Annotated in this window: 13 protein-coding genes; 7 read left to right on the top strand and 6 right to left on the bottom strand. The window is 66.3% G+C overall.

Annotation, left to right across the window (positions count from 1 at the left end):
- Positions 1 to 310 precede the first annotated feature (310 nt).
- A complete protein-coding gene (locus ACVW1C_RS31775; RefSeq protein ID WP_456761637.1) occupies positions 311 to 1,150 on the bottom strand; it encodes a DUF2147 domain-containing protein in 840 nt (279 codons plus the stop codon).
- Between the two features lie 182 nt (positions 1,151 to 1,332).
- Between ACVW1C_RS31775 and ACVW1C_RS31770 the strand changes: the two genes are divergently transcribed.
- From ACVW1C_RS31770 to ACVW1C_RS31745, 6 genes are all read left to right on the top strand, one after another.
- Positions 1,333 to 2,100, top strand: a complete 768-nt coding sequence (locus tag ACVW1C_RS31770; RefSeq protein WP_456761636.1) for a DUF2147 domain-containing protein — start codon at positions 1,333 to 1,335, stop codon at positions 2,098 to 2,100.
- 153 nt (positions 2,101 to 2,253) lie between these two features.
- On the top strand, positions 2,254 to 3,360 hold the full coding sequence (locus tag ACVW1C_RS31765; protein WP_456761635.1) for a helix-turn-helix domain-containing protein: 1,107 nt from the start codon (positions 2,254 to 2,256) through the stop codon (positions 3,358 to 3,360).
- A 145-nt stretch (positions 3,361 to 3,505) separates the two neighbouring features.
- The gene (locus tag ACVW1C_RS31760) at positions 3,506 to 3,895 is read left to right on the top strand and encodes a septation protein IspZ (protein WP_456761634.1); all 390 of its coding nucleotides are present in this window, start codon (positions 3,506 to 3,508) and stop codon (positions 3,893 to 3,895) included.
- A complete protein-coding gene (locus ACVW1C_RS31755; RefSeq protein ID WP_456761633.1) occupies positions 3,850 to 4,119 on the top strand; it encodes a hypothetical protein in 270 nt (89 codons plus the stop codon). Before ACVW1C_RS31760 ends, ACVW1C_RS31755 begins: the two co-directional genes overlap by 46 nt.
- A gap of 155 nt (positions 4,120 to 4,274) precedes the next feature.
- On the top strand, positions 4,275 to 4,601 hold the full coding sequence (locus tag ACVW1C_RS31750) for a hypothetical protein (protein ID WP_456761632.1): 327 nt from the start codon (positions 4,275 to 4,277) through the stop codon (positions 4,599 to 4,601).
- 71 nt (positions 4,602 to 4,672) lie between these two features.
- Positions 4,673 to 6,307 carry a FecR domain-containing protein gene (locus ACVW1C_RS31745; protein WP_456761631.1) on the top strand — a complete coding sequence of 545 codons (1,635 nt, stop codon included), beginning with the start codon at positions 4,673 to 4,675 and terminating at the stop codon, positions 6,305 to 6,307.
- Positions 6,308 to 6,430: 123 nt separating this feature from the next.
- Here ACVW1C_RS31745 and ACVW1C_RS31740 read toward each other — a convergent pair whose 3' ends face one another.
- From ACVW1C_RS31740 to ACVW1C_RS31730, 3 genes are all read right to left on the bottom strand, one after another.
- Positions 6,431 to 7,258: a class I SAM-dependent methyltransferase gene (locus ACVW1C_RS31740; RefSeq protein WP_456761630.1), complete on the bottom strand. Its 828-nt coding sequence runs from the start codon at positions 7,256 to 7,258 to the stop codon at positions 6,431 to 6,433.
- Between the two features lie 114 nt (positions 7,259 to 7,372).
- Positions 7,373 to 7,897: a hypothetical protein gene (locus ACVW1C_RS31735; RefSeq protein ID WP_456761629.1), complete on the bottom strand. Its 525-nt coding sequence runs from the start codon at positions 7,895 to 7,897 to the stop codon at positions 7,373 to 7,375.
- Positions 7,863 to 8,168 (bottom strand): nickel-binding protein, encoded by a 306-nt coding sequence (locus ACVW1C_RS31730; RefSeq protein WP_456761628.1) that lies wholly within the window; start codon positions 8,166 to 8,168, stop codon positions 7,863 to 7,865. Before ACVW1C_RS31730 ends, ACVW1C_RS31735 begins: the two co-directional genes overlap by 35 nt.
- A gap of 153 nt (positions 8,169 to 8,321) precedes the next feature.
- Between ACVW1C_RS31730 and ACVW1C_RS31725 the strand changes: the two genes are divergently transcribed.
- The gene (locus ACVW1C_RS31725; protein ID WP_456761627.1) at positions 8,322 to 10,127 is read left to right on the top strand and encodes a winged helix-turn-helix domain-containing protein; all 1,806 of its coding nucleotides are present in this window, start codon (positions 8,322 to 8,324) and stop codon (positions 10,125 to 10,127) included.
- Here ACVW1C_RS31725 and ACVW1C_RS31720 read toward each other — a convergent pair whose 3' ends face one another.
- Complete coding sequence (locus ACVW1C_RS31720) at positions 10,128 to 10,943, bottom strand: NUDIX domain-containing protein (protein WP_456761626.1); 816 nt, start codon at positions 10,941 to 10,943, stop codon at positions 10,128 to 10,130.
- Positions 10,944 to 11,139: 196 nt separating this feature from the next.
- Positions 11,140 to 12,006 (bottom strand): archaetidylserine decarboxylase, encoded by an 867-nt coding sequence (asd, locus tag ACVW1C_RS31715; protein WP_456763228.1) that lies wholly within the window; start codon positions 12,004 to 12,006, stop codon positions 11,140 to 11,142.
- Positions 12,007 to 12,030 lie beyond the last annotated feature (24 nt).

The following is a 12,030-nucleotide window of genomic DNA, read 5'->3' as shown; positions in this document are numbered from 1 at the left end:
GCTGACTTTTTCGGCCAGGAACCTCTTGCTAGCTTTTGCGTTAATGCGGGCAGCGTTGTGAGCCAAGGGAGCTTCCCAATGGATTTCGCGAGTCCTCTGCTGAGCAAGCTGAGCATTGTGGCCGCGTACATCGCGTTCGCCTTCGTCGGCGCCATCATTCTCGGCGTGTTCTAAAGCATTCGACCAGGCCCTGAGTTCAGCGCCCGGCGGCCGCCCCCGCCGGGCGCTTTGCTTTTTTGCGATAGCTTATTCCACCCTGAGGAGCGCGCATCGCGCGCGTCTCATCCGGTTACAAATTGGACAGCTGCGCTCAGGAGCGCGGCTCGCCCCGAAGCTGCCCCTGCGTGATCACGCGCTGCCGCGCGTGCGAGACGCGGACCCAGTCGGCACCGGTGCAATAGACGCGGCCGAGCGCGCAGGACGAGACCCGCAGCCTGTCGGCGCCTTTCAATTCGATCGTGCCGTAACGGATGTTGCCGCTGTCCCGGCTGTAGACGCCGCCATTCCAGCGCGCGTCCGTCTTCGGCTTCATGTTGATCAGCACCGCTTCACCGAGATCGCGCGTGGTCCTGTCGAGCGCGTAGCCGCACAGCGCCGTGCCGCAGAGCCGGATGCGCACCAAATTGTTGGCTTCGGTCTGCCAGTCGCCGATCGGACCGTCGTCCGGTTCGTCGGCCTCGCGCGAGACGCGCATCACCGGCGGCGCCGGACGCGCAGACGCTGCGGGCACCGCGGCCGGCGGCGGAGGCGGAGCTGCGACGACCGGCGCTGGCTGGAGCGTCATCACGCGCGGCGGCGACGGCGCTGACGGTGGCGGCGCGGCAGCGGGGACGACTGGAGCGGGCTTGTAAACGATGACCGGGGGAGGCGCGGGAGGTGCTGCTGGCACAGGCGTGGGCAGCGCGCTCGCGGCCGGCGTGGCCGGAATCGCTGCCGTCGTCGCCGGCGTGGGCACCGGCTTCAGCGTGCGGCTGTTGTCCCCGCCGTCGTTGCGCCTGGAGCCGCCCGAGACCGAGACGCAGGACAACGAGCGGCAGCGCGTCGAATCCAGATGGACGCGGTGGCCGCCGATCGAGAACGAGATGCCCTCACCGGCATGGGCGAACGGCGTGATCAGCATCAGCGCGACGAGCAGGCACAAGCGCTTCATCGAAGCCTCCAAAACATCCGACGACGCTAGGGGCGGCCTGCTCGCGGCGCAGTGATCTCCGTCACCGTGGCGGGCCATTCGGCTCAGCCCGGCAACGTGATGCGCATCACAGAAGCGGGAACCGATGGCGCGTAGCGTCCGGACCTATCGATGCCCCCCGCTCAACGCCATGGAGACTTAAGATGAAGAAGCTCGTTGCGATCGCCGCGCTGCTGATGGCCACCACGTCAGCGCATGCCGGCGGCACCGGCATCACCTTCCAGATCGACGGCCAGCGCATCCATGTCGAGGCGCCGCGCAATTGCAGCGCGCTGTCCTGCATCCGCATCTCGGCGCCGGGCTATAGCGGCACGATCGGCGGCATCAGCAAGAATCTCGGCTCGAGGTCCGACGACGATGACGATATCGCCTCGACGAGCTCGCCGTCACCCGCGCCGCCGGCCGCGCCCGCTGCTACGCCGGTTCAGGCCGCGGCGCCACAGCCGGCCGCGCCGCCGGCCGCGGTCCCGCCGCCTCCGCCGCCCCCTGCGCCGCCGGCAACGGTTGCGACCACGGCCCTCGCGCCGGTTGACGCCGCGCCCGCTACGCCTGCACCGGCCCCGGTCGCCGCGCAGCCCGCGCCGCAGCCGCAAGCCGCTCCAGTTGCCGCAGCACCAGCGGCGGCGCCAACCGGACCGATCGGCGTCTGGGCCACCGAGGAGAACAAGGGCAACGTCCGCGTCGAGGCCTGCGGCGCCAATCTGTGCGGCTACTCCGAGAAGACCAACGAGCGCATCCTGATCAACATGAAGCCCGACGGCAGCAAGTGGAGCGGCCGCATCCATGATCCCGACTCCGGCCGCAACTACGACTCGACGATCGCGATGAAGGGCCCGAATGCGATGCGCGTGCAGGGCTGCGCCTTCGGCGGCATGTTCTGCGGCGGCCAGACCTGGAAGCGGGTCAGCTAGAACGCCAACCCAGAAGAATCTGATGTCCGCTGCCGCGCAAACGGCGAGCGGACATCAGGTTTTCTGCCAGTCCGACGATCGCTTCATGTCGATCGCCGGACGCGCTATAAGCGCAGCAGTGTCGAGTTGAATCGAACCTGCAGGCGGCTTGCAATGGCGATGACGGCTCTTGAACTCGGTCTCCGGGGCGCGGTGGTCGCGCTGTTCCTGGTGGTTTGCGCGGTGCTGCTGCTGCGTTACGCGGCGGTGCATCGCGCCGCGCATCTCGGTGCCGCGATGGGCGTGGCCGGCGCGGCCTACGCGATTTCGACCGCACCGTTCTTTCCCGCATCGTCATTCGGCTGGAGCTCTCCGTTCATCGCCTTCGCGATGGGCTCGCCGGTGATTTTCTGGCTATGGGCGCGCGCGATGTTCGTCGAGCGGTTTGCGCTGCGGCCCTGGCACGCGGCGGTGTGGACGCTGCTCGCCGGCCTTGGTGTCGTGAGCCACAATTGCTGGACGATCTGGCCCGATCTCGCCGGGCCGTGCGGCCGCGCCCTGGCGCTGGCGACGATCGCCTTCGCCGTGCTCGGGATCGCGCAAATTCCGAAGGGATGGCGCACCGCCGTGACCACGGCACGCGGCCGGATCCTGATCGCGCTGCTGATCGGCATCGGCCTTCAGATGATGTTCGCCGCGGCGGCCGGGCTCGCCGCGATTCCGACCCGGTCGATCAGCCTCAGCGCCGCGCTCGCGCTTGGCGCATTCGCGCTGATCGCGATCTGGATGATGCTGTTCGATCCGCCCGAGAGCCAGCCGGCGGTTGCCGGCGCCCGCGGCGGAAGTGGCCAGGCCGCACCGGTCGCGCGTTCGCTCGCCAATGCCGGTCCGCCGCCGTCCAGCCAGGCCGCGCTCAATCACCTCAAGCACCTGATGGCGACCGAGCGGACCTATCGGCAGGAGGGGCTGACCATCGGCGTGCTCGCGGTCAGGCTCGGCATGCCGGAATACCGGCTGCGGACGCTGATCAATGACGGGCTCGGCCACCGCAACTTCAACGCCTTCCTCAACCGCTATCGGCTCGACGAAGCCAAGGCGGCGCTCGCCGATGCCGGCCAGGCCGAGATGCCGGTGCTGACGATTGCGCTCGATGCCGGGTTCCAGTCGCTGGCGCCGTTCAACCGCGCCTTCAAGGCGGACACCGGGCTGACGCCGACCGAGTTTCGGCGCCGGGCGATGGCCGCGCAAACCACGGACGCGGAAATCGCTCGGTCGGGGTGAGAAAATCACTCCTCGATTTCAGAAATCGATAGGCTTGCGGCCCCACAATCTGCCTAGCTGTGCCGGCACAGGCGCGGATCGCGCCAAGGCGTGACATGACAACATGACCTGGCAACGTGATCTGGCAAGCGGAGTTCGACGGCCGATGAAGCACTTTTTTACCGCGGCAAAACTGCTGGCCCTCGACCTGGCCTCGACCCTCGTCTTTCTTGTTCTGTTCCTGCTGACCCACAACACCGCGCTCTCGGTCGGTATCGGCATCGCCTTCGGTGTGACGCAGATCGGCATCCAGATCGTACGCCGGAGGCGGATCGACACCATGGAATGGCTGAGCCTGTTCCTGGTCGTCACCGCCGGCACCGCGACATTGCTCACGAATGACCCGCGCTTCGTGCTGTTCAAGCCGAGCGTGATCTACGCAATCGTCGGCGTCGTGATGCTGAAGCGAGGCTGGCTCAACCGCTATCTTCCCGAGATCGCGCAGAGGTCGTGCCCGATGTCGCCGTCATGGTCGGCTACGCCTGGGCAGCCCTGATGTTCGCCTCCGCCGCCGTGAACGCCTTCGTCGCGCTGACCTGCGAGATCACGACATGGGCTGTCGTGATGCCGATCTTCGGCATCGTGAGCAAGATCGTGGTGTTCCTCGGCGGTTTTGCCGCGCTTCGGCTCATCGCCAGGCGCCGCATCCGCGCCATGCCCGAAGCCCAGCGCGAGGCCGTGCTCGCGCTCGAGGGGGCTCCGGCGGCGGCGACACCGTAGGCGCTGACGTTACCCGTCGGCGTGTGGCTAACGAAACAAACCAGCGTGCGACGAAACCATTTTGCCGTGCGCACGAAGAATTACCGAAACCAAGCCTCCCTCATGATGGGCTCGACGACGCGCTGCATCGGCGCGCTCACCACAAGGGGGACATCATGGCTTTCACCGCTTCCGTGCTTCGTCACGGCAAACTTCTGACGGCAACCGCGTTCACGCTCGGTCTGTTGACCTCCGCGTCCTACGCCTACACCGACGAGCAGCAGCAGATGTGCACCGGCGACGCGATGCGGCTGTGCAGCTCGGAAATTCCCGATGTCGATCGCGTCACCGCTTGCATGGTCCGGCAGCGCGCGCTGCTCAGCGACGGCTGCAAGGCGGTGTTCCACTACGTGCCCCCCGCAACCGCCGCGCAGCCTGCAAGCTATGCGCCCGCGGCCAGGCCGGCGAAGCCACTCAACATCACGCCGCACAAGCGCGGCTAAGCAAAACCCCAACAGCGAGCGGGCACCGCGCTTCCTTCCGGGAGTGCGGTGCTTGATCGTTCGGGGCCGTCATGACAACAAGGCAGGACCGTTCATTCGGCATTCAGCCTGACGCGGCTCAATTGCCGATCCCCAATGCCTCCCGGGAATCGATGGTGATGCGCCGCGCCTTCCTTTACGCGCTTCTGCTTGGTGCCGGCGTCACGATCGGTTGGCATGCAACGGCCAATGCCGCGCCGGACCTGATGCAGCTCGCGCAAGCGCAGCCTGCACCGGCGCCTTCGGCCGCCCCGGCACCGAGTGCGACACCGTCAACGCCAGCGCCTGCCCCCGCACCGGCCGTCGCGTCGCAGGCCGCCGCGCCCGAGCCGATCGGCAACGTCGCGACACTGACCGGCACCGCTACCGTCACGCGCAACAACACCACGACGCAGCTGCAGATCCGCGACGATATCTTCGCCAATGACGACGTCGCCACATCGGCGACCTCCTCGCTCGGCATCACCTTCAACGACGGCACCACCTTCAACCTGCGGGCCAACGCCAGGATCACGATCGGCAATTATGTCTACGAGGACGGCGGCCAACAGAACAGCGCGCTGTTCAACGTCGCCAAGGGCACGGCGGCGTTCGTCGCCGCTGCCGTCGCCAAGACCGGCGACATGAAGATTTCGACGCCGACCGCAACGCTCGGCATCCGCGGCACCACCGGCCTTGTCGAAGTGCCGGAAGGCGCGACCGCGACCAGCACCAATGTCGACATCAAACTCTATCCCGACGCCGACGGGCATGTCGGCCGCATCGAGGTCAATGACCGCGGCGGCGCCTCGCTCGGCGTGCTGACGCGCGGCGCGAGCGGGTTTGCGATTCGTCCAGGCACCGGCGGCGCCCGCTTCGCCGCGGTGCCGCTGACGATCTCGCCGCAACAGATGAGGCGTGACCAGGGCTTCGTGCGCGCGGTGCATTCCGCACAGACGTTGGGCCGTCAGGTCGTGAGCGAGCAGCGCGACTTCCGCCGCGCCAATCCCGACTTCCGCAGGGCCAACCCGGCCGCGCCGTATCCGAATCGCGGCCAGCCGGTGCAGCCGAACCCGCAGCGCCAGAACGGCCTGCCGGGCCAGAACCGCAACGCTCCGCAGCAGCCGGGTCAGCAAAACCACCCTGGTCAGTTGCAACAGCCCGGTCAGCCGAACCGTCCGGGCCAGCCGCGGCAACCGGGCACGCAACCGGGCACACCTGGCCGGCAGGGCTCGCAGCAGCAGCCGGGCACGCAGCAGCAAGGCGGCGCACAACACGCGCTGCCCGGCCAGCCCGGCGGCACGACGCTGCCGCACGCGCCGGGCGTCCAGACGCCAGCCGGACAGCAGCCGGCGGGACAACAGCCCGCGCGTCAGGGCGGCGCGACGCAGCCCGGCGGACAACAATCGCCTGCACGTCAAGGCGGCCTGCAACCCGGTCGCACACCGATGCCGGGCGGCGTGCGCCAGCCAGGTCAACCGGGTCAGCCGGGCGTGCCGCGACAGGGCGCGGCGCAGCCTGCGCCGCAGGCACCCGGCCAGGCGCGGCCCGGCATTCAGCAGGCCGCACCAGGTCCGCGTCCGGGCGTACAACGGCCCGCAGTGCAGGCACGCCCCGCCTTCCAGCAACGGCGGGCGCCGCCGCTGCGCGCCGCGAAGCCGCCGCCCAGGGACAAGCGTCACAATTGATCGATCACAGCCATGTCGTGCTCGCCTGAGCGTCCTGGACGAGCTTCTGCGACCCAACGCGCGAGCGTGGCACCGGCGAGGACGCCGGCGCCACACTCCAATCGACGAATTGCGAACGGCAGATCAGCCTCGCCTAGTGATCACGGCCTCCAGATATTCGCTGGGGATGACCAGCGTTCCATCCTTGGCGACGTTGAACTGGTCCATCAGGCCGAGCAGGTCGGCGGCGAGCAGCTGCTGCTTGACGGCATCGATCGCCCCGAAGGCTTTCAACACCGGACCGTAATAGGTGCGGAAGATCTTGAGGAAATGCTCGCGCGACCGGTAACGGAAATTGAAGTGCCTGCGTTTGGCGTCAACCGTGGCCTTCGCGCCGAACAGGGCGGCGAGATGCGCCTCGGTGCCCCATAGCGCGGGAGATTTGACGCCCGGCGTCGGCGGCACATATTTGCCGATGGCCTTGAACACCTGGCCGATGAAACCTTCCGGCGTCCAGCTCGCAAGGCCGATCTTGCCGCCGATGCGGCAGACACGGCGCAATTCGTTTGCCGCTTGCTGCTGGTCGGCGGTGAACATCACACCGAATGTCGACAGCACGACATCGAAGCTCGCATCCGCAAACGGCAGCTTCTCTGCGTCCGCCTCCTGGAACGTGACCGGCAGCCGCTCCGCGGCCGCACGTTCGCGGCCGCGCTCGAGCAACGCTCCGACGTAATCGGTCGAGACCACGTCGGCAAAACGCCGCGCCGCGGCCAGCGTCGCGTTGCCGTTGCCGGCGGCGACGTCGAGCACCATTTGATTGCTGCGCAGGTCGACTGCCTCGCAGAGCGTTTCGCCGACGATTTGAAGCGTGGTGCCGACGATCGCGTAGTCGCCCGAGCTCCAGGTGGCTTGCTGGCGTGCCTTGACGGCAGCGAGGTCGACGGTGGGCATTTCGGTCTGAACGTTCATGTGTATCTCCTTTGAAAATATCGTGCTGCTCACGGCGAGGCCGCTGGTTTCGCCGCAAGTCCGCGGTTGCGCCAAAAGGCGTCATGACGTGCAATGACTTCAATGTGCTGCGAGCTAGCTCCGACGGTCGAGCACGACCGGGATGGTGGATGCGGCAACAATGCTCCAATCCGAACGATGTCTGCAGCCGTGCCCGCTGCGCTGAGGCCAAGCCGCCTGCTGCGCTGGCCCTGCACGATGCTCCCGAACGGCAGGCTCCTCGGCTCTGGTGAACACGGGTGAGGACAAACCCGCGATCATCAGCCCGAGCAGTGCGCTTCGAATGATCGGCCGAGAGCTGCGGTTACCGGCGGCCTTCGACCGCAGGTCGCCGGGCTCGCGCGGCATCAAGCGACTGGCCTGCCGCTCGCGGCGTGCGAGCATCCCTGCGACCGACTGATTGACGATCCGGCGGATGCGCAAAAGCAGAATGGAAAAATGCCTTCGCGCCGGATTGGAAAAGGACTCCATGAATGAAATCGGCATAATCGTTTCCTTGATCGAAGTGTGATGGCGCACCGGATAATGGTTGGGCCGGGATGCGCCATGCGACGCCTCGCAGGCGTCATTCGGCTGCAATGGGCGGTTGGACGGGATCACCGCGCACCACCACTGTGGTCGCGACCTTGTAGAATTCCTCGCCCGGCATGCCGACGCAGCGCGCATGATCCCGGATCGAGTCACCGTCACGCGCCTCGTAGATGCAGAAAGTGCCAATGCGACCATCTGCCTCATGCACCACGTAACTGCGGATCCAGCGGACGCGGTCCGGCATCTGCTCGTCGCCAATCCTGGCGGACGTTGCGCCGGCGAATTCCAGCTCGGCCATGTTTGCCCAGGCGCTCGGACGGCGAATGACATAGAGTTCCATCGAAATCTCCTCGGTTGCGACGGTTGATGGCAAGCTGCGGTGATCGCGGCCATGGTCAGCTATAGTCGTCGCCAACGCCAACTGTCCTTACCGCGGGCTGACCATTGTCTGATCTTTGCCTGAACCTTTTCCGGCGTCCCCGGACCCATACACATGGCATTCTCGTTTGGACTGTTCGAGCTTGATGAAGCTGGACGCGTGCTGCTGTGCGCGCGGCAGGAAGTCGCTTTGCAGCCGCGTGTGTTCGATCTGCTGGTCTACCTTGTCCACCACCGCGAGCGGGTCGTCTCCAAGGACGAGCTGCTCGAGGCTGTCTGGCCGGACGTCACGGTCACCGACAACTCACTGCAGCGGGCGGTGAGTTCGTTGCGCGCCGCGCTGCGCAAGGGCGGCATGGAGGGCGCGATCCGGAATCTGCCGGGCAAGGGATATCGGTTCTTCATTGAGTCCGAGATCAGGCAGCCGGAACGCATTGACCACAAGCAAGTCGATGACGCCGTCGGTGCAATCGGCCTCGGCCGACGCGCGGCGGCCGCGCAATTGTGGCTGCAGGCAGCGACCCTGTTCGCGAGCGCGGATGAAGACGGCCGGCTCAACGCTGAGGACTTGCACCAATGGGCGCTTGCCCTGCAATGCCTCGGCAGGACAGCGGCAGCGATTCCGATTCTGGTTCGCGCGGTCGCCGCGCGCAGCGAGGCCGGCGACGCTGCCGGCGCAGCGGTCGACGCAATCGCGCTCTCGGGCCTGCATTTCGAGAGCGGTCAGGCCGCGATCGGAAAAGGCTGGCTCGCGCGCGCCGAAGATTGGGCCTCGAGGCTCGACGATCCTCCGACGACGGCCCTGCTGTTATGGATGAAGTCCAAACTGGCTGCCTTCGATGGCGAGCCGGAACAGGCACTCGCGTTGGCCGACGCGGCCTACACCGCCGTCCGATACAAGGATGCGCTCAACATCGAAGCTCTGAGCCTGGCCTATCGCGGCTTCTATCGGCTCTGCCTCGGCGACACGCATGGCGGACTGGCCGATCAGGATCATGCCGCCGCGGTCGCCCTGTCCAGCACCAATCTGGATCCGATCATGGGCGGCAGCCTCTATTGCAACATTCTGTGGGCAGCCCGAATGTTCGGAGATTGGGCGCGGGCCGACCAGTGGACGCGGAGCTACCAGAATTTCTGTTCGAGCAGCGGCATGGAACTGACAGGTTCATGCCAGCTGCATCGTGCCGAGGTGCTCGGCATCAGGGGTTCGCTCGACGAAGCGCTGGCTCGGATTCAGGACGCGCTCGCGCGCCTGACCAGCGATGCGCCGTGGTCGATGGGCGATGCCAACCGGGTGCTGGGCGATATCCTGGCTGCAATCGGCAATGACGACGCAGCGTTCGAAGCCTACGACAGGGCTTACACGATGGGTTGGTGCCCGGAGCCGGGCCGCGCGATGTTGCTGCTCGCAAGAGGCGAAGCGGAAGCCGCCCATGCGAGTCTCGAACGGAGCTTGATCGGCAAGACCTGGTGGACCCTGCAGCGGCGGGGAATCCTGCTCGCGCATCTGGCGCTGGTTGCGGCACACACGCATCGGACCAGTCAGGCGAAGGCATTGATCTGCGAACTTTCGGGAAATCCTGATCGCTGGCCGATGCCCTCGATCCGCGCGCTCACCAACGAAGCGCAGGCGATCCTCGCGCTCTCCCGGCAAGACCATGAGACAGCAATGCGGCATCTCCACCTCGCCCGCCAGCTATGGTCCAGCATCGAAGGGCGGGTTCAGATCGTACGGCTCAGGCTGCAGATTTCCAGGCTCCAGCTGGCGCACGGGGACGTTCACGGCGCCATGGCGGAAGTTCATGCGGCACAGCTTCTGGCAAATGAATTGGGTTCGCCCAAGCGCGTTGCCGACTGCATCGCGTTGCAGCATGACATTGACGCCTGGCAGCCAGCCGTACGACGCCAGATGTGCGGGTGATCAGGCCGCGCGGCGGAGCCAGTCCCGCACGCGCTCGATAAGGTTCTTGCGCGGGACGGGCCCGACGGCCGTGGCAATGGGTTCGACCCCGCGCGCGGATGACGGCGATGCTTCGGATGCATCGGCCGCCGGCGCCCCTGCAATATGGGACGTCTCCACCATGACCGCCGCCTCGGCAGGCGCCGGGGCGTCAGCGACGACCGGCGTCTCGGCATCCACGGTCACTTCAGTGACTACGGACGCTTCAGCGACCACGGACGCTTCAGCGATCGCCGGCACCTCTGCGGCGGTCGGAGCTTCAGGGTTTGCAGTCGGATCGACGCCCGGCTCCTCTTCGACAAGCCGCGCGCGCCGTCGCTCTGCAGCCGCAACCCGCAACCGCGCGCGCCGCTCGCGCCCGGAGTCCGCCGCGGCCTGCAGCGCGATCGGGCCGACATTTTCCAGGAACGCACGTTCATAGCCGCGCGACAGGCGATCGAGCGCTTCATCGAGCGGCAGCCAGTCGACTTCCCTGATGTCGCTCATCAACGCGCGCACCGGCTTGCCGCCGGCATCCATGCGCCAGTAATGCACCACCTTGGAACGGCCGCCTGAATCATAGACCAGCGTGCCGAGGAATTCGTGCACCTCGACGTCGTGGCCGGTTTCCTCCAGCACCTCGCGCTCGGCGGCGGCGCGCGGCGTCTCACCATCGTCGAGCTTGCCCTTCGGCAGCACCCACTCATTGCGCTTGCGCAGGCGCACGACGGCGAAGCGCTGCGGGGCGTCCCGCCGCAGCACAATGCCTCCCGCCGCCAGAACAGGCGTCCGCGCCATCTCGTGTCCATCAGGTTTGCGATTTAGGATCGTCGCGCGACGATCCCGCATATCTTAAAGCATGATCCGGAAAAGTGGAAACCGGTTTTCCAGGCAGATCGTGCTCAAAGAATGACGCGCAGGAAACAGCGAGATCAGAGTCCATATTTTGACGCGCTTTCTTCACGCGAACCGGTGCCCACTTCGCTCGAAAGCGCTATGAGGGCTTCCGCAACAGCGGTTCGCCGCATTTGATCCGTGTTCCCTCCGCGACATTGCCGCAGAATTCGAAATGGCCGGGCGCGAGCACGATGATGGTCGAGCCGTGCTCGAACCAGCCGAGTTCGTCGCCCTTCTTCACATGCGCGTTACAGGGGAAATCCACCGGGCCCCGCGACTGCGCGTTCAGCGTGACGTCGAGGAAATGCAGGCGGAGGCTCGCCACCAGGATGGCGGCGACCGGAACCAGTGTCAGCGCCTCGCCGGTTGAAAGCTTCGCGCGCAGCACCGCGCGCTCGTTCTTGCAGAACAGCCGCTCGATCCGCTTCAGCGCGATCGGATTGACGTTCCAGACATCGCCATGAATGAACGTGACCTTGTCGATCGCAAGATCATAGGGCGCGTGGAAGCGATGATACATGCTCGAGGTCAGCCGCAGCGTGACGAAGCGGCCGTTGCTGTGCTGCTCCACCAGCGCGGGATCGCCGACCAGATCGAGCAGCGAATAGGGCGCGCCCTTGACCTGGAACAATTGCCCATCCTCGATCCGCCCATGCGCACCGATGATGGCATCCGACGGGCTCGCGATGATGGCGGGATCGGGCACCGCCGGGCGCAGGCCGGGCTTGAGCTCGCGGGTAAAGCAATCGTGCAAACTCTTGAACTCGGTCTTCTTCGCTTCCGACAGATCGAGGTCGGAGAACAGCTTCCAGCAGGCGATCGAGGCGTCGCGCACCAGGGGGTTCTCGACCTTGGAGAACCAACCCATGAAGCGGGTGATCGCCGCCCGCGGAATCCGGTTGGTTAGCAGGAAATTGAGGTCTTCCTGCTGGGTGAATGCCGAGATCAGGCCCTTGGCTGTCATGAATTTGTTAGGTGGCGAGGCTAG

It is taken from the genome of Bradyrhizobium sp. USDA 4011 (assembly GCF_054063415.1).
Note: the sequence above shows the minus strand (reverse complement) of the source record. Positions and strands in the feature narration are given on the sequence as shown.

What these genes read in the sequence shown, in the direction of transcription:
- ACVW1C_RS31775 (WP_456761637.1), bottom strand. Translation starts at nt 1,150, where the DNA reads ATGAAGCGCTTGTGCCTGCTCGTCGCGCTGATGCTGATCACGCCGTTC.
- ACVW1C_RS31770 (WP_456761636.1), top strand. Translation starts at nt 1,333, where the DNA reads ATGAAGAAGCTCGTTGCGATCGCCGCGCTGCTGATGGCCACCACGTCA.
- ACVW1C_RS31765 (WP_456761635.1), top strand. Translation starts at nt 2,254, where the DNA reads ATGGCGATGACGGCTCTTGAACTCGGTCTCCGGGGCGCGGTGGTCGCG.
- ACVW1C_RS31760 (WP_456761634.1), top strand. Translation starts at nt 3,506, where the DNA reads ATGAAGCACTTTTTTACCGCGGCAAAACTGCTGGCCCTCGACCTGGCC.
- ACVW1C_RS31750 (WP_456761632.1), top strand. Translation starts at nt 4,275, where the DNA reads ATGGCTTTCACCGCTTCCGTGCTTCGTCACGGCAAACTTCTGACGGCA.
- ACVW1C_RS31745 (WP_456761631.1), top strand. Translation starts at nt 4,673, where the DNA reads ATGACAACAAGGCAGGACCGTTCATTCGGCATTCAGCCTGACGCGGCT.
- ACVW1C_RS31740 (WP_456761630.1), bottom strand. Translation starts at nt 7,258, where the DNA reads ATGAACGTTCAGACCGAAATGCCCACCGTCGACCTCGCTGCCGTCAAG.
- ACVW1C_RS31730 (WP_456761628.1), bottom strand. Translation starts at nt 8,168, where the DNA reads ATGGAACTCTATGTCATTCGCCGTCCGAGCGCCTGGGCAAACATGGCC.
- ACVW1C_RS31725 (WP_456761627.1), top strand. Translation starts at nt 8,322, where the DNA reads ATGGCATTCTCGTTTGGACTGTTCGAGCTTGATGAAGCTGGACGCGTG.
- ACVW1C_RS31720 (WP_456761626.1), bottom strand. Translation starts at nt 10,943, where the DNA reads ATGGCGCGGACGCCTGTTCTGGCGGCGGGAGGCATTGTGCTGCGGCGG.
- asd (WP_456763228.1), bottom strand. Translation starts at nt 12,006, where the DNA reads ATGACAGCCAAGGGCCTGATCTCGGCATTCACCCAGCAGGAAGACCTC.